General features: G+C 40.4%; 24 protein-coding genes and 1 pseudogene. All 25 read right to left on the reverse strand.

Annotated features, from left to right (window positions below; translation table 11 throughout):
- Positions 1–468: 468 nt before the first annotated feature.
- The 25 genes and pseudogenes from G625_RS0105780 to G625_RS0105905 all read right to left on the reverse strand — a co-directional run bounded on the left by G625_RS0105780 (position 469) and on the right by G625_RS0105905 (position 23,971).
- Positions 469–1,200 carry a hypothetical protein gene (locus tag G625_RS0105780; RefSeq protein WP_029200360.1) on the reverse strand — a complete coding sequence of 244 codons (732 nt, stop codon included), beginning with the start codon at positions 1,198–1,200 and terminating at the stop codon, positions 469–471.
- Positions 1,190–2,611, reverse strand: coding sequence for an AAA family ATPase (locus tag G625_RS0105785; RefSeq protein ID WP_029200361.1), 1,422 nt, complete (start codon positions 2,609–2,611; stop codon positions 1,190–1,192). The genes G625_RS0105780 and G625_RS0105785 overlap by 11 nt, the downstream gene beginning before the upstream one ends.
- Before the next feature lie 324 nt (positions 2,612–2,935).
- The gene (locus G625_RS0105790) at positions 2,936–4,009 is read right to left on the reverse strand and encodes a HigA family addiction module antitoxin (RefSeq protein ID WP_029200362.1); all 1,074 of its coding nucleotides are present in this window, start codon (positions 4,007–4,009) and stop codon (positions 2,936–2,938) included.
- Positions 4,002–4,373, reverse strand: a complete 372-nt coding sequence (locus G625_RS0105795; protein WP_029200363.1) for a hypothetical protein — start codon at positions 4,371–4,373, stop codon at positions 4,002–4,004. The genes G625_RS0105790 and G625_RS0105795 overlap by 8 nt, the downstream gene beginning before the upstream one ends.
- A gap of 355 nt (positions 4,374–4,728) precedes the next feature.
- A complete protein-coding gene (locus G625_RS0105805) occupies positions 4,729–6,432 on the reverse strand; it encodes an IS1634 family transposase (RefSeq protein WP_029200364.1) in 1,704 nt (567 codons plus the stop codon).
- A 598-nt stretch (positions 6,433–7,030) separates the two neighbouring features.
- On the reverse strand, positions 7,031–7,381 hold the full coding sequence (locus tag G625_RS0105810; RefSeq protein ID WP_029200365.1) for a hypothetical protein: 351 nt from the start codon (positions 7,379–7,381) through the stop codon (positions 7,031–7,033).
- A gap of 501 nt (positions 7,382–7,882) precedes the next feature.
- A complete protein-coding gene (locus G625_RS0105815; RefSeq protein WP_029200366.1) occupies positions 7,883–8,119 on the reverse strand; it encodes a hypothetical protein in 237 nt (78 codons plus the stop codon).
- Positions 8,119–8,466 (reverse strand): annotated as a pseudogene (locus G625_RS0105820) (IS1634 family transposase); the annotation flags it as partial. The gene G625_RS0105815 and the pseudogene G625_RS0105820, both read right to left, overlap by 1 nt.
- 211 nt (positions 8,467–8,677) lie before the next feature.
- The gene (locus tag G625_RS0105825; RefSeq protein WP_029200368.1) at positions 8,678–9,481 is read right to left on the reverse strand and encodes a hypothetical protein; all 804 of its coding nucleotides are present in this window, start codon (positions 9,479–9,481) and stop codon (positions 8,678–8,680) included.
- A gap of 421 nt (positions 9,482–9,902) precedes the next feature.
- Positions 9,903–10,085 carry a hypothetical protein gene (locus tag G625_RS0105830; protein WP_029200369.1) on the reverse strand — a complete coding sequence of 61 codons (183 nt, stop codon included), beginning with the start codon at positions 10,083–10,085 and terminating at the stop codon, positions 9,903–9,905.
- A complete protein-coding gene (locus tag G625_RS0105835) occupies positions 10,075–10,317 on the reverse strand; it encodes a hypothetical protein (protein WP_029200370.1) in 243 nt (80 codons plus the stop codon). Before G625_RS0105835 ends, G625_RS0105830 begins: the two co-directional genes overlap by 11 nt.
- A gap of 1 nt (position 10,318) precedes the next feature.
- Positions 10,319–12,004, reverse strand: coding sequence for an IS1634 family transposase (locus tag G625_RS0105840; protein WP_029200371.1), 1,686 nt, complete (start codon positions 12,002–12,004; stop codon positions 10,319–10,321).
- 613 nt (positions 12,005–12,617) lie between these two features.
- Positions 12,618–13,283 carry a hypothetical protein gene (locus tag G625_RS0105845; protein ID WP_029200372.1) on the reverse strand — a complete coding sequence of 222 codons (666 nt, stop codon included), beginning with the start codon at positions 13,281–13,283 and terminating at the stop codon, positions 12,618–12,620.
- Positions 13,276–14,007, reverse strand: a complete 732-nt coding sequence (gene qatD, locus G625_RS18570) for a Qat anti-phage system TatD family nuclease QatD (protein WP_044931792.1) — start codon at positions 14,005–14,007, stop codon at positions 13,276–13,278. Before qatD ends, G625_RS0105845 begins: the two co-directional genes overlap by 8 nt.
- The gene (gene qatC / locus G625_RS18575) at positions 13,997–15,358 is read right to left on the reverse strand and encodes a Qat anti-phage system QueC-like protein QatC (RefSeq protein ID WP_044931795.1); all 1,362 of its coding nucleotides are present in this window, start codon (positions 15,356–15,358) and stop codon (positions 13,997–13,999) included. Before qatC ends, qatD begins: the two co-directional genes overlap by 11 nt.
- 2 nt (positions 15,359–15,360) lie before the next feature.
- Complete coding sequence (gene qatB, locus G625_RS0105860) at positions 15,361–15,966, reverse strand: Qat anti-phage system associated protein QatB (RefSeq protein WP_198014868.1); 606 nt, start codon at positions 15,964–15,966, stop codon at positions 15,361–15,363.
- 258 nt (positions 15,967–16,224) lie between these two features.
- Positions 16,225–18,351 (reverse strand): Qat anti-phage system ATPase QatA, encoded by a 2,127-nt coding sequence (gene qatA / locus G625_RS0105865; protein ID WP_029200374.1) that lies wholly within the window; start codon positions 18,349–18,351, stop codon positions 16,225–16,227.
- A 329-nt stretch (positions 18,352–18,680) separates the two neighbouring features.
- Positions 18,681–18,878 (reverse strand): helix-turn-helix domain-containing protein, encoded by a 198-nt coding sequence (locus tag G625_RS0105870; protein ID WP_029200375.1) that lies wholly within the window; start codon positions 18,876–18,878, stop codon positions 18,681–18,683.
- 103 nt (positions 18,879–18,981) lie between these two features.
- Positions 18,982–19,644 (reverse strand): restriction endonuclease, encoded by a 663-nt coding sequence (locus G625_RS18580; protein WP_049895750.1) that lies wholly within the window; start codon positions 19,642–19,644, stop codon positions 18,982–18,984.
- Between the two features lie 209 nt (positions 19,645–19,853).
- The gene (locus tag G625_RS18585) at positions 19,854–20,651 is read right to left on the reverse strand and encodes a DNA-processing protein DprA (RefSeq protein WP_049895751.1); all 798 of its coding nucleotides are present in this window, start codon (positions 20,649–20,651) and stop codon (positions 19,854–19,856) included.
- Between the two features lie 12 nt (positions 20,652–20,663).
- The gene (locus tag G625_RS0105885) at positions 20,664–22,253 is read right to left on the reverse strand and encodes a YifB family Mg chelatase-like AAA ATPase (RefSeq protein ID WP_029200376.1); all 1,590 of its coding nucleotides are present in this window, start codon (positions 22,251–22,253) and stop codon (positions 20,664–20,666) included.
- Positions 22,254–22,326: 73 nt separating this feature from the next.
- Positions 22,327–22,959: an REP-associated tyrosine transposase gene (locus G625_RS0105890; protein ID WP_029200377.1), complete on the reverse strand. Its 633-nt coding sequence runs from the start codon at positions 22,957–22,959 to the stop codon at positions 22,327–22,329.
- A gap of 57 nt (positions 22,960–23,016) precedes the next feature.
- Positions 23,017–23,388 carry a helix-turn-helix domain-containing protein gene (locus tag G625_RS0105895; protein ID WP_029200378.1) on the reverse strand — a complete coding sequence of 124 codons (372 nt, stop codon included), beginning with the start codon at positions 23,386–23,388 and terminating at the stop codon, positions 23,017–23,019.
- 11 nt (positions 23,389–23,399) lie between these two features.
- The gene (locus tag G625_RS0105900; RefSeq protein ID WP_044931798.1) at positions 23,400–23,717 is read right to left on the reverse strand and encodes a type II toxin-antitoxin system RelE/ParE family toxin; all 318 of its coding nucleotides are present in this window, start codon (positions 23,715–23,717) and stop codon (positions 23,400–23,402) included.
- Positions 23,714–23,971 carry a hypothetical protein gene (locus G625_RS0105905; RefSeq protein ID WP_029200380.1) on the reverse strand — a complete coding sequence of 86 codons (258 nt, stop codon included), beginning with the start codon at positions 23,969–23,971 and terminating at the stop codon, positions 23,714–23,716. The genes G625_RS0105900 and G625_RS0105905 overlap by 4 nt, the downstream gene beginning before the upstream one ends.
- Between the last annotated feature and the right edge of the window lie 230 nt (positions 23,972–24,201).

Below are 24,201 nucleotides of genomic sequence, written 5' to 3' on the forward strand. Positions count from 1 at the left end.
TACCGTCTCAACACACTCACAACGGAACGCATAGGTTCTCCCCAGTTGACACTTCACTTTTGTACTGCATGAGCAGGTCTAACCGACACCGCCAGAGTAAAGAGAATCTCGCCTATAACGATTCACTCCATATTGACTTCCGCGCACGGAACCGCGTCGTCCTCTGAAATTATTGGTCTTTCGGTGCTGAATACTGCCCCTACAGCCATGCTGTTTACGCTTCGCAATATACGTTACCGCATACCACGCAAAACTCGCTTCTGATGTCGTGGCTTACGACTTATCAGGTGGGCGTTTCCTACCCACTATGTGAAGCGCCCTTAGCTGGGCGCACTCCGCGGCACCAATGTTTTATCTGCACCGTGAGCCGGATCCCACTGATTTAGGAATATCATAACAAGTTCAGCTTTTGTTGGTTTTGCCATTTTCAGATGCATAAATCTCACCAATCAGATCTTGCTCTAAGAACTATTCATCTCCCTCAGCAGTCTTCATAGACTGCTTTTCTATCCTGTCTTTTTCCTCCCGCAGGCAAACACACAAATTACTGTGCCTTTCAAGCGAATGGCGTTCTGTTTCTATGTATTTCCAAGAATCTTTATATTCCTCATTGACTGAGAATTCGGATTCACACATAAAATGGAGAAATCCTTCTACATTGCCTTTATACCTGGCTGCAAAATCATAAGCATCGGTTTCCTTCTCTTCATCGGTACTGTTGCGTTTGTCATACAACACATGATCCATATTACAGGACACATAGTAGACTCTATAAGGTATTGCCCGCACTTTTCCCGTTCCAATCAACCTGAATAGCGCCTCCCTCTTCTGCGCGTTTCTCTTTTTGATACGATCAACAGAATCAGCCCTAATCTCTGTATCTGAGTAAGAGCATTTATCGCATTCAGGATCATCAATAATAACTTCATCCGGGGCAAATGCACCGTCCATGTCTACAATATGAATAATTCCTTTGAAATCCGATGCTTTAAACGGATTATTATCCAGAAATTTCTTAACCTCATTTCCAACCATGGTTACTATGTTAGAAGCTGAAACGCGATCTTTTGTAGTTATATCACCATGTACTACTTGAATATATACCTGTTCCCTGTCATACACCTGCGAAAGAGCGTACCCGAGTGCTGTTTCATCCGACGGTCCTTCAACTATTACAAGAAGTATTTTCTTACGTGTCATATGTTTTCCCTGCTTCCTTAAGCGCAAGCATTATCTCATAATTATTTGTAGGGTCGTAAACAGGTTCCGTCTGCTCTCCAAGTGTTATGTCACGGTAATAGAAATCCCTCAGGTTATTGTTTCCTTTTACATTTACAAATCTGATATACCTGTTCTCAGGATTAACTGTTGTAAACGCAATGAAGCCCTTGTCTATTGTCTCAAGTGGGCGCAGATTGTGGGACGTAAAAATGAGCTGCCCCTTTCCCTTTTCCGAAATGACCTTTAATAATTCCCCAAGCAGATATTCAAAAAACCCTGCATCCAACTCGTCAACCGCTAAAGTGATTGATTCCGAATTGTAAACAACTATAAGTAGCTGAAGAATTGAAACTATTTTCTTGATACCTTCAGACTCGTACTTAAGTGGAATTTCCTTTCCATTTCTCTCCGACATCAATTGCAAACGCTTTCCTGGTTTTGAATCCTTAGACAGTTCAGTGTCCAATTCATATACCTTTATGCTGAGTCCAGGAATTATTTGTTCCAGAACAATATTCATATTGCTCATCAATTCTCTAACAACATCTACCAGCTCCATCGGCACCAGTACTGATTCATTTAGTGGTATAGCAAGCTGACCAAATGTCTCTTTTGGCTCATCATCATATTTATACTTAAAGGCAATTGGAAGAGCATTTAAGCTTATCAACCCAGATGTATCTGTATTAATTACAAACAGCTCCCTAGTACCGAATGTTAACAGACTATTAATCAAGTCTGTATAGATGACATTACTACAATTCTTTCTAACGGTATTGATCAACTGCCTCGAAAAGATAAATGAGCGTGAACTCTCCTCTGCCAATTTATAAGCAACATAAATATCTGTTGATGTCTTTTTATCAGTTCCTACTAGCTCAATGTACCTTGATTTAGGCAAAAAAACTTCCTCGGTCTTTGTATCAATCAAAGAAGCCATACGGATTTTGACCTTCTCATCACAATACTGGAACCGCAGGCATTCATCATAGAGGGTCACTCTGAATTTCGACATAGGATCCAGAGAGTTTTCTATATTTTGAGGAGAATAATCTTCCTGACGAAGATCCCGCCTGATACGGAATTCATACCATGCATGATACTGAGCTTCTCCTTTTTTTACGAGAAACTGAAATTTCAGAGACGCGTAATCTGCACCTACATTTATATAGTCAGCATACTTGGCAGGAATTCTACTTCCTGAAAGAGCCAACTTCAAAATACCAATACTATCAATCAGTGCCGTCTTTCCAGACCCATTTTGACCATACAAACCAAGAACGCTTGCCCTGTAAGCGCTCTTCTTATTCTCCAGATTGATCTCGCCATGCTTGACATTCTTGAAATCATCGAGAACAACGCTTTCTATACGCACCGACCATCTGCTCATATGTAATTCCTCCGTGTTGTGTAATATTACCACGTGCAGGGGTTATTGTCAAGCTCAAAACTATATTCTATACAAAATGTTCCGTTTTTTGATTTCAAAGTTGATTTTTTGCTTTTTTAGTGATACTATACTTTTACAGAAGAAAAGGCAACCGTCTGTAAACGATTGCCCTCTCAGAAAAGTGAATTTGTTATGTGATAACAATTCAACTGGTAACTGAAATACTATCACATTTGACAAGGTACTTTATCGTTGTGTAAACCTCTTAATAGTCCTCTAGCTCTCTATTAATCCAAACCTGCGAATAGCAAATTTTAAAACAAATCAAATCATAACAACCTTATACTTATGTTTCAGCGAATTTAAAGATTTATTGTTATATCCAACACGTCCATCATTCTGTAATCGTCCAAGTACAATTCCAGGGTCGCGATCAATTTTCTCCGCAAATCTCTTTATCGATTCTGCATCATACCTCCTAGCTCTTATAAACTCTTTATACTCCACTGGATCGATTAGCATATTTTGAGCGTAAGTGTCTGCCATTTCCTCAGTCTTTCCCTTTTCCTCTTCAAAAGAAATACCATAATCTCCATTGTTAACATGCCCTATTTCGTGAAACAAAGTAAACCAAAATGTATCTGCATTCAGTCTTCTGTCGTTAACCATAATCATGATATTGTCTCCGACCTTTTTAGTTGCACCATTAGTATTAGATCCAGGCATGTTTGGAAGTATCACAAATACAACCCCTGCATCATAAAATGCTTTTCTTATATTTCTGTAAAAGCCTTCATGGTTAGTTGTCTGAGTAAGCGCATATTCTGTGGCTTTTTCAAATTTCTTTTTATCAAATTTAGGAGCATCCTCATTTAAAGCAATATTGGTTGCAATCTGCACCATCGCATTTGCTTTTACTATACTTGCTTCAGATACTTTTGCAGTACTTCTAAAGTTTACGGCCATGTCTTTCTTTTTTAATGCACACAATGTGGATACATTCAAAAACTTTCTTGTCTCTATAGCCTGCTCATCTTTATTTCTCGGACAATCCTTGAGCTCAAAATTGGTTCTAAAGTATTTGTAATCGAGATAATCAAAAACTTTTCTTTCTTCCTTTAGTTCCTGATCCGACGCAAACTCAGCGACCAATGAATCATAAGCTTTTTGTAAATTGAGCCAATAACCAATTGTTGTGCCAGTTAGCCTCGAAAGTTTCATCGCAATATCATTAGATAAGCTCTGCTCCCCTCTGAGCAAAACGCTTAGATTCTTAGGCGTTGTATCCAATCTTTTAGCGTAATCTTCCTGAGTCAATCCACTTTCCTCAACAAGTTCTTTTATATAATACCCGGGATGAAATGCCACTTTACCGTTATACTTCATATAATTACTCATAATGTTTACTCACTTCCTCTATCTCAACAATCTCAACAACACTTGCTATCTCATCAATGTTACACGGATCAAATGGTTCTTTATTATCATCAAGTGGTCTTAGTATTATCCTCCACGGATCCTTCCTACTCTTTACATCAATTGCAAAATAACCCTGATACTTACTCTTCCCTTTATCATGAAGGTTGTGAAAATGGAAATTTGTTTGAACTATAATATCTTTGAGTACTTCAGCAGCTTTTAAAGCATTTATTCTAGCTAATAGGCTTAATGCTAAAGATTCGTTTCCACCAAAAAGCTTTTTAGCATCTTTTTCATTATTGCATTGCTTCTCTAATTTAGAGTTGCTATATATTATTTCCACATGATAAACCTCCTTTCAAATTACCCGTTAGGTAATTTTATTATAGCACTAATTAATATAATGACCATAGTTTTTTCGTAAGCGTCAATGTGATTTTCCTGACCTTTTAACTCTCCTCGCTATCCCCATCCATGTTCTCCGTTAAGAAGGCCATTATTTCCTCAAAACTCTTATTACTCTTAGTTATAGCGCCGAGGAGCTTCTTGTTCCGGAGCTCCTCCTGTTTTTTTCATGAGATCATCAAGGATTGCTATATCCTTGCCCATCTTTTCTTTATCCTTAAGAACAATCTGTTACTGCTTCTCAACCTATTCGTCTATTGATGATGCCGGTTTTCTTCCTCGTTTCATTTTCTTTATGCCTCAGAGTATTTTAAACATGCGGTGATCTCTCTGACACCGGATTTGATCTTTGCATCGTTGATCCCAAATGCCTTGAATAAGGTTTTACATGTGGCTGTTACCGCATGGTCAAGCCTATAGTTACCATCAGCCTGCCTTATCATTTCCACCTTGCTGAGTTCTCTTATCGCAGCCGGAACCGAGAAATAATTCTGCTTGCTTTCAGTTTCTATCTTGTAGTCCTTCAGCATCTTATAAAGCTTGTTTCTGATGATTAGCGCCACAAACTCTATGAAAATCTTTGCATGTATAGATTCCGTAGAGTGTACCCTGAAGCTATTATCCCCCAGGTAGGACTTATCCTGACGGAAAAGCTTCTCCGAAACATCTCTGCCTTTATACAATTCCAAGGCTTCCTTTGCAGTCATTTTCTCGGATGTGATAATGACGAAATATCCGCAAAGGTCAATCACCTTGTTTATCTCTTCATATTTCTCTTTGGCGAACATGAACTTTTCATCCGGTTCACCCTTCTTGCTGTATATGAGATCAAAGTATTTCTCCAGTTCCTTTCCGAGAGGTATCTTCTCATGCTCATGCTTCTTCAGGAATGCCGCCAGTTTATCGATTATATCCTCGAAGTTTTCTCTGTCAGCGCTTTTCTTCCTGTCGCTGTAATAAATATGGAAGTATCGGTCCTTCGTATCTGAAGCATACAGCTTTCTCTTCACTGTTATGCCACTTACCTGATACTCACGGATACTGTTTTCCCTTCTGTTTTCGAACAGTCCTTTTCTCGACAGGATCAGTTCGTTTACGAACTTCTTCATCCCTTTGACCATTATCACGAACTCATACCCGCACTTGTCCATGTAATGGATGTTCTCTTCACTGAAGTATCCACGATCAAGAATGAATCCGACATTCCTGTATCCATATCCCTTTGCCTTTTCGAGCATTACCTGAAGCTGTGCTATATCTGTAATGCTTCCGGGATAATCCTCATAAAATAGAGGTAATGAATTATCGCAGTCATAAGCTACGGCATAATTAACTATCGGCTTACCCTGGTCGTCCTTTGCATGGCCGTACTCAACCAGATCAATGTCCCCGGTATCACAATTCTTGTTTGTTGAATCGTAGGATATATAGATCTTCTGTCTGTGATCATGCTGCAGATTCCACTGGTTCAGAAACTCTACAGCCTGTGACTGGCTGATACCATTGATAAAATCGCTCACTTTTGAATCGCTGTATATCCTCATCGCTTTAGTAAACAGAGGATGGTCAAATGCATAGTCAGGATAATACTGATTAGCGTTGTTCTCAGCTATTATGCTATATGCGGCAAGATCCAGAAAAAGGCCGGCATCGTCCCCTATGATATCGGCCAGCATATCATCGAGGTGATAATCCTCAGCTACCTTCTTTATAGCAAGATATGGTCCAACCTTTAATACACCGCTTCGATCGGATATGTTCTTAGTCTCAGGGATATACGCATCCGGAAAGTACTTGAGGTAGTTTGTGTTGGGATACATCATGTCGCTGTCGCGGCTCTCACATTTGCCTATGGACGTGAGACTTCCAACCGTATATTTCTTCTTAGGATCATAGTGTCTCTCGTATGTGTAATAAACGTAAGTTATACCATCGATGGTTTTCTTCGAAATCCCCTTCTCGTCTTTTGGTATCGGAACAAGCACCTTTAAGAACATATCAGCCTCCTTCATAGGGCGTTATTTAACTCTCTATAATTCTACCACGGATTCATGCCAAAATCCAGGTTTTTCGGCGTAAATCCGTGGTTTTTTCGATATTTTTTTAGCCGTGAGTTAATCCTTCAGGAAATTCACATTATGTGTTCATACCTTCATCGGTACTATCCGGACCTCCGACTACCTGTAGACCATTTACCGTTCTCCCTTTTTGGTCGTTCGATATTCCATCCCTTCACACTAGGAACGGAGTCTATGGGTTCTCCCCTGTTGACACTCCATCTTTGTATTACATGAATAGCTCCTTCCGACACCGCCAAAGCATCTGCCATCTCGCCATAACGAAGGCAGATATATCGACTTCCGTACTGTCAACTACGTCGTCCCTTGGATTTATAGTCTTTCGGTGCTCAATCACTATCCCTGCAACCATGCTGTCTACGCTTCGTGTAGCACGTTACCATGCCACACGCAAGACTCGCTTCCGATGCTGCAGCTTACAGCTTATCGGGCGGACGTTTGCAATCCGCTATATGAAGCGCCCTTAGCAGGGCGCACTGACAGGCACCAATGTCTCATCACTTCTGTACCGCAGAAATTATTCATCATCATCTATCAGGAAATCCTCAAATTCCTTATCTACCGCTGCGCCAATTTCTTCGATTATCCTGTCGTGCTCCTCTAGAAATTCCTCTTCGGTATCAAATTCAGTCTGTCTTAGATCTTCCACCGCCTTAAAAGCTTCAGACACGGTTGGAACGAACTCCTTCATACGCTTTTCCAATTCCCTTTGCTCTTCTTTAGACAGCTTGTCATAATCTTCTTCAATCTCTTCGCCAATCGGTAACTCCCACCAACTTTCAGGATATCCATCTTCAGCATGTTGAACCATATCTTCAGCCATTGCCATTTTGTACAAATCACTTCCTGAGAACACTTTCTTTACCATAATAATTTTCCCCTTTCAATCTATACATTTTTTGTATAACACTACACTTGTGCTTCAAAAAGCTTATGCTTAAGCAAACATGTATGATGCTATCATAAAAAATAAAACTCCGAATTTAATAACCCATCTCAATGTCTTTTCTTCCCCATTCCTGATTCCACAACGCTTGTCTCGCACCTATGACTGACATGTTTCAAATGAATATACCCCAAATCTGTGGTACTTCATCGAGAGAGTTTGAAATAAGCTTTATTCTGTCCCACTCTCTTATGTATGAATAACACCGAGCCGGGGGTCGTCAATCAGGAGCCATAACCCCACTGTTGTCAACACCTACAACTACAAGCTATAACTCATTCATTCTATCATTATAACATATTCTTTTCAATTAATTGGCGCCGTCAATTTCAACCAAAAAAGCTCCATGAATGTTAACTTCCAGAAATTTTAGACCTAAAAAAGCCACTGAGTCGTTTTTTGATCACACTCAGTGGCTTTTATTCACAGAACTTCCGGCTCTGAATTTATATAGTGTAAGATATCTTCAAAGGAGCGTTTGCTCTTCATGACTGCAGTCATTAGTTCTTCTGTCTGTAACGATTTCTTCTTATCCAACAGTTCCTTTAAATGGTCCGTTGCAGCTTCATACTTTTGCTTTGTTTTTATTACCTTCTCCTGAGCAAGCTCTATTTGCTGATTAATCACATCTATTCCTATTCTTTTTCTGCCTCTTGCCATTATTGATTTCTCCTTTTACTCATTGACGTTTTTAATTCATCGCTGATCCATGCAGCTCGATACTCGATGTTCTTCTCCGTAAGGTCAAAAGCATTCAAGATTTTTTTCTGCACTGATGTAACCGCATGGTCTAATCTATATACATTATCTGTCTGCCGCGTCATTTCGATCTTTTCAAGTTCTCTGATAGCTGCCGGTACTGTCATATAATTCTGTTTCTTTCCAATTCTATTCATTTCGTCCAGCAGACAGGTATATAGTTTGTTTCGGATTATCATGGCTACAAATTCTATAAAAATCTTGGCGGAAGTTGATTCTGTAGAATGTACTCTCAGGCTTTTGTCTCCCGCATTTCTGCAAGAAAAACCTCAGAAATACGGGCTTTTTAAGTCTTATTATTGGTCCATTTTTGATTTAGGTCTAATAATCACTGGAAGTTAACATTAGTGCAAAACTTATTAAAGCTTGTAATAATCCACTCCGGCCAAATTACATATAAAGAAACAAAATCATCACGCTGGTTCCGAGAGCTTCTATTTCACCATAAACATGACCTTGTTATCCTTCCTCTTCAGACAAAGGTGATGTCCAATATTCTCCAAGTGGACGTCCTAATTTTTTTTCAATATAGTTTCGGAGATCCGGATCTTTTATGAACATGTCCCTAACACGAGCATCTCTTTCTATATATTCTTTATCAATTTCATCAACTTCTGAATTCCCATAGTTTAAAACATGGCCGTCCAATTCTTCAGTAGGTCTTTCATATGTTCCAAATACTTCAGATAATTCCACAAGCTTTACAATATCCTGAATAGAATCCGTTGTATATTTTAGAAACAAAGATTTCATTTTCATCATAAGATCTTGTGCATGCATTATTTGGTATGTATATGGGTACGATCTAAGATTAAATTCCAGCATATCAACGTATTCGTGAATATAATCAAACATGCAACGATACCCGTATTCAGTGATACGATCAAGCATGGACATAAAAGCTCCAACTTCATCTTCTGTATATCCAGTATCTACCAGGTACTTATCTAATGCTTCAAACATTTCACTAACCTCAGAAAGTGATACTGATTCGTCGGGATGACGTTTGTCAGCAAATTTACTTAGGATACCGTCCTGATAATACAATTTTATAAGAAGAAACTTTAGACCTGCGACTTCTGTCTCATCTATCTCATAATTACCCTTCGCATTCATGAAGTGATCTTTACTTCCTCCACAAAGAAAAAGGAAATCATCAAATTTACGAAGCATCTGCTTTTTGATCGAATCAATGTCATTACACGCATCACAAATATCATTTGCTGCTTCAGTAGCAACTTTATTCAATGTTACTTTTGCCATTATATTTACATTCCTTTCTAAGTTTATATTTTTTATCGGTCCCGATGTGATAATACTACAGCAATTCATCCAAAAAAGATAAGACAGATAAGACATATAAATCGTCCTTGACATTTATGTTTTTATATGCTTATGCCAGCAATGATACTTTTGATACATTTTTTTCATGTTTTTCATGTATTTCATCATATATACTTATTTAAACGTGACAATCAACCATGCCAACTACATATAGACAATATCCTTCCATAGTATATTGCTGACATATTCATCTAGAATAAATAAGTTATCTACATTTCAAAACGTGGCAATCAACCAATCTATATTTCAATTTGAGGAGCATTTCTTTATAATGCCCCGCTTTAAGAATATTGCATATATGTTAACTTCCAGAAATTTTACGACTACACACCTGCATAATTCACTCAAACGGCAGCTCCTCGTATGCCTTCATCGCCTCTTCGACATACTCCAAGGCCTCGTCATAGAGGCCTTTTTCTGTAATGTAGTTTTCTATAAACCCTAGACGCTTCTCCAACTCGTTGATTCTTGATTTTAGTTCCGGCTTTGATATCCTCCGGTTATTGTTTTCTTCACTGACCATCTGAACCATCCTTATCCGGGTCACTCTTGATGTAACGTATGATGTCCTCAAGGCTCCTCTTGCTTGAGGCATAGGCCTTGAAAAGCTCATCGCTCTGGATCGATTTCCTCATATCCAAAAGCCTCTTCATCTCAGCTGTCATCTTTTCGTATTGCTGCCGGTTTTTGCTGATCGCTTTTTCAAGCTTTGTGATCTTATCGTTCAATGCATCCTTGTTGACCGTACGTGCCATCTTATGCTCCCTTCAACGCATCATTTATATATGCGACTTTATACTTTACGTGACTTGCCTCTATGTTAAACGCACTCAGAATCTCAGTCTGGGTTTTCGTCACCGCATGATCCAGCCTGTACTCTCCATCAAGCTGCCTTGTCATCTCGATCTTTTCCAGCTCCCTTATCGCTGCCGGAACTGTGAGATAATTCGGCTTCTTCGTCATTTCCTTTGCCTTGTCCTTAAGAGCAGTATATAAACGGCACCTAATGATAAGAGCAATGAATGCTACAAAGATCTTATTTGCAGCCGCTTCCGAAGATGCCACACGAAGTGTATTGTTGCCAAGATAAGACTTGTCCGCACGGAACACCTTTTCCGAAGCATCACGACTCTTGTACAGATCGATAGCTTTCTTAAAGTCCATCTTCTCAGATGAGATAATGGCAAAGTATCCGCACATCTCCAGTTCCTCACGTATCACATCAAGCTTTGGCTCAGCATAAACAAAAGTATTTTCGTTGTAGTGAATGTGGAAATAGTGGTGGAATGTGCTGCTGAATTCACGTTCCTGGTCCCTCTGTTTATCAAGCCAGGCCTGCATACCCTGGATTGTCTCCTCAAAACGACTCCGTTCACCGGCTGCCTTACCTGAATTGTAAAACAGATGGAAGTATCGTTTCTTACTGTCTGATGCATAGACAAAGCTCTGTACTGTCTTCCCGTATACTCCGAATTCTGACACATAGCTTCCCCAGTCACTTTCGAAAGAGCCCTTATGTTTTTTGATGATGTCCTGGACAACATCCTTGATGCCTTTGACCATGATGATAAAGTCATATCCGTTTTCATCAAGGCACTTCAGGTTATCATGGCTGAAATAGCCCCTGTCGAGAATAAACCCAATATCCTTGTAACCGTAACTTTTCATCCTGGTGACCATGTACTTTAACTGTGATACATCATTGATACTTCCCGGATACTGCTCATATACCAGAGGCTCACGGTTATTCACATCGTAACCCACAGCATAGTTAAATATAGGCTCCCCCATATCAACCTTCGCTTTTCCGTACTCGACTATGTCAATGTCTCCGGCTTCACTATTCTTATTTGTTGAATCATAGGAAATATATATCTTTTCACGCTTGGATCGTTCTTCATTCCATAATTCAAGAAAACAGGCTCTCTGGTCTTCGGTAAGATCCCTGAAGAAATCCGAAATAGTCGAATCACTGTACTGTCTCATGTTATCCGTAAAAAGAGGATGGTTATACGCGTAGTCCGGGTAATACTGTGCCGCATTGCCTTCTGTAATGATGGAATACGCAGCGAAATCAAGGATGAGTCCACGCTGTTTTGGATCAAAAACTTCATCCAGTTTCTTGTCCAACCCATACTCCTTAATGACTTCACGGATAGCCATAAATGTACCCGAACGCAGGCAGCTGCTCCTTGCAGCATCTTCACGCTGTTCCGGAGCTTCAACTTCAGGGAAAAACTTTTTAAAGATTTCATTGGGTCTCATCCTTGCGGGATCGTCTTCAACAACCTTTCCTATAGTCCTGCGTTTCACTGTAGTATATTTCTTTTTCGCATCATAAACACGGTCATACTCATAGTATACATAAGTTGCTCCGTTCTTCTCGCGATAGGTGATCTTCCCCTTGGATTCCGGTATTTCAACAGTATAGTCCAGATACATAAGATTTCCTCGTTTCGATAGTAGTATTTACGACTAAATATAGTATAACAAATAATCCGCATCTTTTCAACCTCAAAATGCGGATTATTCCAGTATTTTCAAGGGGTTTTGACCGTTTGGTTGTTTACAATCCATCGCTAGTTGCACAAAAGTTTTGGAAGTTCACATGCCAAAATCCAGGTTTTTCGGCGTAAATCCGTGGTTTTTTTGATATTTTTTTAGCCGTGAGTTAATCCTTCAGGAAATTCACATCGCATCCTATCAACTCCAAAATGCGGATTTTTCCTGTATTTTCAAGGCTTTTTGCCCGTTTGGTTGTTCACAACCCATCGCTAGTTGTACAAAGGGGTTGGAAGTTCACATACACGGTACCAATGTGCAGTTGTGAAAAACACTGCTCACACAGTTGGCCGGAACCTTCGATATAGTAGAGGCGCGTGGTTATCGGAGTGTGGATGTCGTAGGGTGTGGGTTTGCCACAGCGGATGCATAACTCTCTCAATTATTCATACCTACGCTTTCCTGCTTGTAAGCAATATGCTGCACTCACGGCTTTCCCAGTTGACATATAGTCAAAACGTTCTTTTTAATACTCAGATATTTTCAAAATGACTCATAAAATTGCCGCCAGCATATTAGAATATAAGGATACTACCTTATCGATATCGCCTATCCACCCAGTCATAGTGTTTCTTATCTCATAGAATAATTGAGACGAAACTTTCATTGCGATTTCTTGATAAGAATAGTCCTCTATATAATCCACTGCAAACATTTTGCAAATCGATTTCAAACCCAAAAAGTTGTAGAAAGCTCCTAACCCCTCAATTCGTTTCTGACGATTTTCATCATTTATCAAAATTATTGAAGTTTGGAGTTTATTACCCATATATTGCTGAACAGACCAATTTAATCCGTACACACTGTCATTCATTGAAAAAGAGATTGAGTCTTCAATTGCTTTCGCTCCCATCATAATCAACAATTCTATCTGAGATGCATGGTATTCCATAAAACCGTTCAAACAGAAATCGTGATTCTTTTCTCCTGTTTTATGAATATCCATATCATAAATGTGCGTTAACTCATGGTAGAGAAGGAAGCGAGGAGTCTCGATATTTGATGGTATCCTTAGCATATGGCTGCCAGACTCACTGTCATACATCGCTTGTGCGACCTGTATAAATTCTTGGTTTAAATCCACTTTAAAAAAATCTATCTGAAAATTCGGGAAAGATGTTATTCCCATGAAATTCTTATATTCTTCAATATCAATCACAAAACAACCTCTTAGAGTTATCCGTAATCCATCCGAACATACTTTCGGCCCGTAATTCAGAGATGCCAACCACTAATTTATTGAGTTCTTTTGCAAGCTCCTCTGTTGTCCTAATCTTCATCACAAACGGTGCATCCGTTTCAAGCAATAACCTATCTGCGGGAATTGCCTTGATTGTCTCCTGTCCTGACTTTGTTTTTAGCATCCTTGGATTTATAGAAAACCACGCGCCTGCTTCAATCGCTCTTCGCCGCTCGGCTGCAGTTCCTGTGAACCAATGAAAGATGCAAATGTTATTCTCAAAGGTTCCCGCCTTCTCTAGTTCGTCGATAACTGCTCCAGCTGCTTTTACAGAATGGATTGAAAGCACCTTATTACCTTCAGCAGCACAAGCCTTACCAATTTTTCGAAAGCTGAAAAGTTGCTGCTCTTTGGATGCTATGTAAGAAGAATTGAAATCAAGTCCGATTTCTCCGATATATCTGCTGTTCTTTATCAACTTCAGAAACAGGTCAATCTCCTGTCCTCTTTTAGCTACCAGCTGAGGATGAAAACCTAAACCAACTCTTATGTTATCCACACCGAAGCAGAACTGCCTCTCTCGTTCATATGCTATTGGTGTCGTGCCTACAGCAATGGCACATACATCGGAATTGCTGAACTCACGAATCAATGCTTGCATGTTTTCCATCAAATCTAGATGGAAATGTGTATCAATTAGCATTCTCTTTCTCCAGACTATCCTGAATCCACTTGTCAACTTCCATGAGGCCTCGATAATACACATCTGCTAATTCATTCAGATAGGCATCATCCATTTCAAGTGGCCCAGGCTTGTGAATCAATGCATCTTTAGCTTCTGGATTGTTCTTCAATCTTTCTATTGCATACTGGAAAGAACGAATCTGCTCTCCTTTTGTTTCTCGATTGTTCACCAGCTCGGTGACATTCGAATCCATATAAACTGAAGGATCAAAATCCCCGAATGCCTTATGCATCGCAGCCCGGCGAATAATACACGGAAGGCAATGACCACAGTGGTTTGATTTCCCACTGTGAATGCTGACTGTATTTACCGATGAACATGAATATGATTGTGCCATTGCAACTTTCAGCACTTCTCTATTAAGACACTCAGCCGCCATCTCTCCCTTTGTTTTGTTCCAGTAAGGGTTCGAAATTGAAAATCCAAAAATGTCGTAAGCCACTTCATTCCACAGTTTCAAATAGAATGGATGCGTAGTCCTGGTACTGTGAGAACCCAGTCGTAAATATTCTAAAGGTACATTAAGAGCTATCAGCCCGTTTTCTGGCATCAACAGCTGTGTGCATTCTTCGGTTCCGCTCATAGAGAACAAAGCTATGGCAATAAAAAGAAACGATCTACTCCGCTGATTTAAATCCGAGCCAGCTTCAGGAAATTCTATTCCATCTAAGTTTGTCCAATAATAAGCATTTTCATGCGGTACATCACCATATTTCTCGTTAAGAACAGAAAGCAGATCAGTCTGCCAATGCCTCACTCGGCTCTCCCCAGCATGGCTGACCAAAAGCGTTGGCTGGTCTTTTTCCATATAGTTGATTGCGGCTATGAGGCTATCCATTCCGCCTGAAAACAGTGATGCCACTGTGTATTTAGTTGTTCTGCTACAAAACTTGTCTTCCTGTGCAAGTTTTGTCTCTCTCCGTGTAAATCCGACTGTCCACAAGTCTCCCGTGAGGAACTTGAGCATGCGCTCAAAGAGACCATTATATTTGCTCCATCTATCATCAAACAATGGAACAGTAAGAATAATTTCTCTTGACCACGAATCTTGCGCCTGCTCTCTTCTGGATATCTTCATGTCGGCCATGTACACGAGGATGCCCAAAATAATAATGTCGAATCCGGTTTCTGATGGATAGATATTATACCTTCGTAACTCATCAACGGTTCTTTGCAATCCATATCGAAATGAACCTGTTGATGTAAGCAGAGGGATTTGAATATTAATCGTACTTGTTTCCTGAACTGTTTCAGAAGCAAGAGCATGAAGACTTTTATCAAATGATGCAATTAAATGATATCTGTACATGCTCAGTCACCTACTCCTTCCAGGATTTCAAAGACTCTCTGATAAATACTATCTGTTATCTCCTTTGCTCGTTCGTTAGTCATCTCTATATTTTCCTGTTTCATCTCAGCACATGCATCAGAAACACTTTGATCTATTAATTGCTCTACTTTCTCTTCAATATGGGCAATTTCATCTAGTGATTCAGAAAACCTGATTGCATTATTAGCAATGCCATTCATAATCTGCTGCATTACGACCTTAGACATATATCGTTGATTTATAGAATCAATCTCATCTTTTGTCAAATTCTCAATTGGTTTTCCCATCATTTCTGGATTATCAGCTACAACATCATAGTAGGCGGATCTTGATATACCCTCATCCTCTGTGCCACCATCTGGGCACACAAATCTAGCCAGACGGATGAAGAACTCCTTAGCGCGAAGTCCTTGAAGGGTATCTAGCGAAAGAAGCTGTGCAACTTGTTGAAATCCACCTGGTTCTGATAGTGTGTGAAGAATCCCATACAGGCGAGCTGTGCTTGTTCTGGATGAACCGAGTCGCTTAGTCGCATTTGAACTGCCACCAAGTGATCTGCTGACATAATGTGAAACACCATTTCTCATTGAGTTCCCATTTCGTCCACCACCAGAAACGAAATGCGTAAATGACGTTCTAGGTCCTCTAAATCGATTTGGATCTGCTTCGGAAGGAATTGGCTGACTATCAGGCCGCGTAGGTAACTGTGTGCTATCAGGTACAGTTTGTGGATTTGCTGCTACCTGACCGGGAGTTGCGGGAATTGGATCCCCTTCTAACCATGTTGGAATCAAAGGGTTATGACCACTTTGCCCACTGTTTCTTGTCGATGTCCCCATGGTCTATTACCTCAATGCATTTGTGGCAGCGCTCTTAACGAATTGGTCCTTCGTTTGCTCCTGTACCTTTCTGACAAATTCCTCCAATTTTGATTTAGAAGCCGATGTCTTAGGAATACATTCTTCCCATCCACTTATAGCCCAGACTCCTATCTTATCAATAGGTAGCGTTAGAAGAAAATCGGTCAAAGCTGATTGCAGCTCTGGTCTGTACTTAACAAATATACGTAGTCCTTCAACTATCTTTGGTATTCTCTGGGTCAGCTTTATCTTTCTAAATATTTCATCTGATATCTTCTTGAAAATATACAGAGCATCTGTATTATCAAGTTTTTTTATCTCCTCACCTTTGCTCCCGGTCGTAAACTTTCCTGAACGAACGGCATATATTAGTTCCCTCAGGCGCTCCTCTTGTGTGCTAAAGAAGAAATCTTCTTTCTCTGTACATGCAAAGAAATATGGTCTCAAGTCTTTTCCTGCAAGAGATGGCTCAGATTCTAACCATTTTTTAATTGTCTCCTCTGCCAGCCTCTGTCCGAATTTTTCATTCCTGTATTCTGGCACTTCGGCCTTAGTTGCATCAGCTTCTGATTGTTTAGCAACTTTATCTTTTTTCTTTTTTTCAGAATCAACTATTAATCTGGCTTCCGACTGTCCTTCTTCTTTTGTTTTTCCGGGCTCTTCTTGCTCTACTATAGCGTCAAATGCAGGACAACTTCCATCCTCTCTGAGTTCTTCAGCTATTGCCTTGTAAAAATCATACTCATACTGTTCAACCAGCATCAGCTTAGCGAGTATTGCAATTTCCAAATCGTTCTCATCGAACCCTCTATTTCGTGCCACCTCAGTCCTTAAGAGCAGCATATTTACAAAGCGCTTGATGTTTCTTGGATTTCCACCAGTATGTTCCGCAAGAAACTGATCTATGTTTTTTGCAATCCAAATCTTATCAACTACATTATCATAGTATGACCCAAGTTTTTCCTTAATTTCTTCAGTTGTTATCTGTTCCAATGCCCAAGGCTTGCTCAGCTTTTTTATTACAACATTCGCAAGAGCCTTTAATTCCTCAGACTCCCCTATCTGAGATTCAATAAACAACATAAGAACATAAAGTTGTGCTTCAGTAGTACCTATACGAGGGATATGGAAAGGGACTTGTATTAGTTTCTCCAGGTATTTGTCAGAGAAACGGCTATAGTCTATTGCATCACCGTTTTCTTCACCCTCTTTTTCAATCACACGAGGAAAATACTCCTTGACCGAATAGCGAATCATCTCGTCATCAGTAGCAATGATGAAAACTGTGTTTTCCATAGAGAGAAACATCCTGACAGCTTCCAAGGTTTCAATTGTTACCTTAGGCAAACAACGATCGAGATCATCGATAAGCACAACCAATTTTTCAATATGTGCAGCCTTAAAAAGTTCTTTGTAATTTGCGCGGAAATCCGCCATCTCTTTATAGCTAGAAGTCTCGGAAGATGAAGGTTTTAATAATGCCCCTGCTTTGCTGATGAGATCATTTCGCTCTGATTCATCTGTGAGGATTTTCTTTACTTGCTCCTCTCCTATATTAAGAAGCGCTAGAGGTGCGGTCCCCGTAGCTAAAGACACACCAATCTTTGCTGCATTCTTTACCAAACTGAGTTTATCAATGTTCTTCCAGATATTCTTACATGTTTCTTTGAGTTTCTTGAAACCACCTTTAACGGGATGATTCTTATAAAATACCTTTGCTTCTTTTTGAAGCTCCTTAACGATAGCACTCATCAAAGCAATCTTTGCATCTTCAAACCCCTGATACTGCCAGCTGTTGAATCGAACCGTTATGCAACCTGAAATGGATAATCCGGTTTCATCTTCTGCTGCACCCTCTGGGTCCTCTGCTTCCCACTCATCCCAGTCAAAGTCATCTTCATCAGAATCCTTTGGATCTGTATCATCCTCAGAGTGCTTTGGATTCAACAGATCCTCTACCATCACCAGAATACTGGATTTGCCGGCACCCCAGTCACCATGAACACCGATAGAAACAGATTCTTTACTATCCCGGATGATAGACACAATGGTCTTAGCGATAGCCTGGTTATTAAGAAGATCAAGTTTCGTTTCGTTATCGGATAAAATCAATGTGTATCACCTCTATGCTTCATATGTCACAAAAGCACTATAGATTTATGCTTCATGATTAAATTTGAATGTGGCATAACCTGTAATTCTTCAATCTAGAAACAGGATGGACATTATCCGCCCTCTACAATCACACTGAAACCATGGCTCCGCCACCCGGGTCTTTCATCCAGCCTTGGCTGCCTTTGCTACTCCAGTTCACCATCTGGTCTTTGTGTCCCTCGTCTTATCTGTGGCGCACCCCACGACCTCCAGACAGTGGCAGGATCTTGCTCTCTCCATCAAATGGGCAGTGATGGTGGAGAGGTCGAGATTTACTGGTCCACGGCTTAGATACTCACAACGTCCTCAATCCCGCAGTCCAGGTAGTTGCAGATTTTGAGGATCACATCCAGCCCTACTGGATCGTTCTTTCCCATCTTTGTGATAGTCCCCATGGAGAAGCCTGCCTTCTCAGCCAGTTCCGTACGGTTGATTTTTGCATCAACCAGCTTCTTCCAAAGCGGATCGTAAGAAATAATCTTCATAATCTTAATCCCCATTGACCATTATACGAGAGTCATGCGAATTCCGTCAATCATTATGATCAAATCGTGTGCATGATGAGCAGTGGAGTGTGCACAACTATCCTTAGGCTTTGTTCTGATAATCATTATTTTCTGAACACATGTCTTTGGATAAAGGAACTTCAAATCCATACTGTTCCATTAACAATTTATTTGCTTCTGCGTAGATTTTATTTACAATTTCAGTTGTCGGAAACAATACTGTTGGCTCTTCTGTTCGTTCTGTAAAGCAAAAAGCACGATAAGGTGGCCAGTGGTCCTCTATGTACTTTATCGGGTCCTTGTCATCTGTTGCAACTTCGACTCCCGCACTGTGTGAAACTTTATGGCAGCTTTGATCATAAACCTGAATAAGTGCAATGCCATGCGCTTTTGCAAATTGAATAGCCCCACTCTGGAATCCACTCGTTGAAAGCAAGATTCCCTTATGCATACCTAAACTCTTCAAACGGCTTTCGAGCAGTTCTACTCTTTCGCGTTTTACAGGTGAAGTATATTGTTTGCATTCACATAGAACACGGAATTGAACCCCGACTGCTGTAAACCTAGAGTAGATATCAATTTGATAAGTACCATCAGCTGCTTCCATTTTTACATTGTGATCAATACTAAATTCTTTCAACCCTTCTTCGATTGCATAGCTCTTCAATAGTTCCATGCAGAACTCTTCAAACTCTGTAGGGCTTATTGAGCACACATAATCTTGTGTATTCTCTGTATCATTCATTTCAATTTGCGTCCTCCGATGATACGGAGAGAATCTCCCCTATAGCAATACCAAATCATCACATACCAACCTGTGCTTGTCCATCCGTAAGCATGATATCGCTTTTCTCGTTGTGAATGCTTCACATGGCTACAGTATATCACATTGCACTTTTCTTTGAGCACATGAGCTATCTCTTATTTGGAACGTTCCTGTACTCTTCCTCGGAATCACGCCACCACCTCTATCTCCCTCCCATACCTTTCTCCGCTTTCTATCGTGGATCTCGTTCCACTGTTTCTGCCTGCATCTATTACAAACAGCTTATCCGACAGCGCCGCTATCAGGCGGTTACGCATGGGGAAATAAAAGTTTTTTGGCGTGATTCCGGGGGGATATTCTGAAAGCACGCAGCCGGTTTTGATGATCTCTTCGTAGAGTTTTTCATGCTCTTTTGGGTAGCATATGTCTGCGCCGCTGCCGAGTACTGCTATGGTGTAGCCGTTTCCTTTTATGGCTGCGGTGTGGGCGTAGGAGTCAATGCCTTTTGCCATACCGCTGATTATTGCCGAATTATTCTTTACTGTTTTTTCGGCTGTGATGATGGATTTTTCTTTTCCTTCCTGAGTACATCTCCTGGCGCCGACTATGCCGACAGAATCAACGTATTCATTTATCCGGAGTCTGCCTTTGACATACAGGAGCACCGGGACATCCAATAAGCCTTTGAAGCGTTCGGGATACCGGATGTCTTCATATGTCACTATATCTATACCGGAGGCATCTGCTCTTGAAAGTATTTCCTCTGCAGAATCCCGGATAAAGCGGTCATTCCTTTGATCGAGAAATGCTTTTACCTTTCTTTTCGCGATAATGCTTTTCGCCGCGCACTGAAGAATATCTTCATCCGAAATTGAAAAGCAGGCGGTGATATCGCCACATATATTTAAAATTGAGTTGTCAAATACCGGTCCTAAACCTTCCATTATTGTGAGCATTATGTATTTTACTGTTTTTTCTTTATCCACTTCTTTCATTTCCTACGCTATGGCATACATCTGGCTGCTGGAGACATCAAGGTCACGGCAGCCAAGTACCCTTACTATATCTTCCCGTCTTATATTTTCTGAGCCATCAAGATCTGCCGATGTCCTGGCAAGTCTCAGAAGCTTATGTATGACTCTGGCACTGTAGCCGAATTTCTCACTTGCCCTTTTCAGGATTCCTGTGCACTCCTCATTAAGCTTGCAGTACTTTTGGATCATGGTGGTGGTCATCTGGGCATTGCAGTTCACCTGATCATCATTCCTGAATCTTTCCTGTTGTATCTTCCTTGCTTTCTCGACCTTTTCCCTTAACTGAGCCGATGTAAAACTACTCTTTTGACTGTCAAGGTCAAAGTAATCTACATGTGCAACACTCTTCTGTATGTCTATCCTTTCAAGGATCGGTCCCGATATCTTGCCACGATAGTGGATTATCTCATAATCTGTGCAGCGACACTTCTTTGAAGGATAGTATCCACAGGGGCAGGGATTCATGGCCGCAACAAACATGAAGTTAGCAGGATATGAATTAGTACCGTTCACTCTGGAGATCGTGACCCGCTTATCTTCCATAGGTTGTCGCAGGGCGTCAAGAGTGCTTCGTGAAAACTCTGCAAGCTCATCAAGAAACAGGACACCGTTATGCGACAACGACACCTCACCGGGCTGTGCATAGCTTCCGCCACCGATCAAGGCATTGAGCGAGACATTATGATGGGGTGCACGGAAGGGGCGCATTTTAATGAGTCCCTCCCCTGCATCCAGCAATCCGGAAATACTGTGTATCTTTGTCACTTCCAATGACTCCTTCTCTGTCATCCTCGGAAGGATAGTGGGGATACGCTGGGCTATCATGGTCTTGCCGCAGCCAGGCTCACCTATCATCAGAATGTTATGACCTCCCGCAGCACCAAGCATGATCGCTTCAATGAGTTCATCCTGCCCTTTAACGTCAGAAAAATCCATGCCTATTCCGGCAGATTCTGTATCAGTCAGGTTTGATGCATCTCTGTTTGATCCTTCCATTCCCCCGGATGAATCCTTATCATTTGCCCCGGAATCCATGAGCACTCCACTCTCCAAAAGCTTTACTGTATCCGAAAGAGTGCTCACAGGATAAATATTGATCCCGGAAACAGATTCTGCTTCCTGTCTGTTTCCATAAGGAACAATGACTGAACTTACACCGCATTTTCTTGCTTCTGTTATCATAGAAAGAACGCCTGTACAGGGCCTTATCCTCCCGTCCAGGGAGAGCTCACCTATAAAGGCATATTCGTTAAGATTCTTTGGTGCTATCTGGTCTGTCTGATACAGAAGGGCAATGATCATCCCAAGGTCAAAATGTGATCCTCTCTTCTTTTTATCACCGGGTGCCAGGCTTATGATAACCTTATCCTTTGGTATGTCATAACCACAGGACTCTATTGCCGCCTGTATCCTTTCCCCTGCCTCTTTTATCGCCTGGTCAGGAAGGCCTATTATGAACATCCCCTGCTGCTGACCTCTTATAGTACTTGCCTCTATCTCTACCATAAAACCGTCAACGCCGGAGGTTGCCATACTTTTTACTACTATTGCCATTTTCAAGTTCCTTCTTTGTTATTATTCCTTTGTCGTTTTTCCGGCATATTTATCTTTTGGATGCTGGCATCACTCACCATGGAAGCCACATGTCATCTTCCTTCATGTCCTTCTGTATCAGCATTTCCTGCTCTGCATGGGATATCTTCCCCTCTACGAACATGCGGTACTGTTCCCTGCTGTTGTTCCTGAAACAATCCAGCACCCTTCCGGTATCTACTAACTCATCTATCATCACATCCGTCTTCCGTTTCCTTTCATGTTTTCCATCAACATATAAACCGTAACTGCTGTACTCATAATCAAGTGGTCCTCTCACCATCTGCGCTTTCACGGGATTCAGATGGATATATCTGCTAACTTCCAGAAAATACCTTTCATCCTCTATAAGACACGATGTATACCTGCTTTCAAATAAATGACCTGTAAAATCGTACTTATGATTAAAATCCATGCTGTAAGGATGCAGTATCTTCTGCATTATCTTAGAAAGATCAGTCTTTTCAGTCTCTATGATCATGTGAAAGTGATTAGTCATGAGACATATTGAATGCACTTTGAATCCATACCGTTCTTTTGACGATTCTATACAACCCAAAAAACGTATATAATCCGAGGCATCCTTAAACAAAACTGTTCTCCTGTTTCCTCTGCTCATCACATGGTAGGATGCCCCCGGATACCATATTCTCTTCTTTCTGCTCATATTTCTCCTACTATACGGATTCTGACTGCAAAAAATCTTGGTTTAAGAATCATCAAATCACTGTTTTCCCTCTTTTTTCTCTTTCATCATCTTTGACATAGCCTGAGCATACCCCAGTATCCTGGCCTGCATTGCTGCATCGCAAGAATTATAGTTAGCAAGTAATTCCCCTGCATCTGTTCCAACATCAACAGCAATGATCGAAGCCGGATTACTCCTTGTCCCATTCACTTCAATACCACTCAAAAGCCATTCCGGTGTAACGTTAAGGACCTTACATATTACAAGGATCTTATCTGATGTCGGGTTTGTCTTTTTCTTCTTCCAGTCACTAACTGTTGTCTCAGGAATACCGGTTTTATTTGCAAACTCCTTCTGGGTCATATTCATCTCAGTTAGCTTTTGAAAAATTCTGTCTCTTATATTCATTTTCGTTTTCCTTAAGCCTTCATTGCTTTATCCAAGTCTTGCAGATCATGAAACATTCTATCAACTATTGCATTATTTCCCACGACACGGTAAAGAAAATAATAATCATGCTTTGTTAGTCTCAATTTTCTATATTCTGATAACTCCGGATCCTCAAGATGTTTAAGAGAACCAGCCACCTCAGACAATCTATCAATTGAGGCATCATAGTCATCAAGCAAAGCTTTTGCTGCCTGTTCATTTAGTTTTTCTACAAGAAGATAATATACAAAATTATCTAAGTCATTTTGTACATCATCAGTTACGATTACTCTATAGTTCCCAATCATAATCCGTACTTTTCCCTAATATTTGAAGATGCCCTATGTCCTTCCATGACTCTGCCTTCATCAGCGTGTTTTTTTGCAATAGACAATTGTTCTATTACTTCTTCTCTGGTTAAGGGTTTATATGGATTATACATTTCCTTCCTAATCTCATCTTTTGATGTGATACGCTTAATAAATTCTTTAACGAGTAACAACTCATTATCAGGAAGATCCCGAATCATAGAAACAGTTGCCTCATATGTACTCATTTCCATCTTACGTTCCTTTCACTCATAACTGATTCATCTGTTGTTTTATTCATAACGTCATCCAAAAGTAAATCTATTCTAAATTATACTATTTTTCGGATTCTATATCAAAGCAATTCCTTCGTCAATAGCCCAAAACAAAAATTTATAAAATTTTTATGGTGACAGGCACCAATGTGGGAAGATATTCGTGAAGAACCAATAATCGTTGATAATTATGCCGGTAGTTCGCTGCA

The sequence above is a fragment of the Oribacterium sp. NK2B42 genome (assembly GCF_000424445.1).
GTDB lineage: Bacteria > Bacillota > Clostridia > Lachnospirales > Lachnospiraceae > Oribacterium.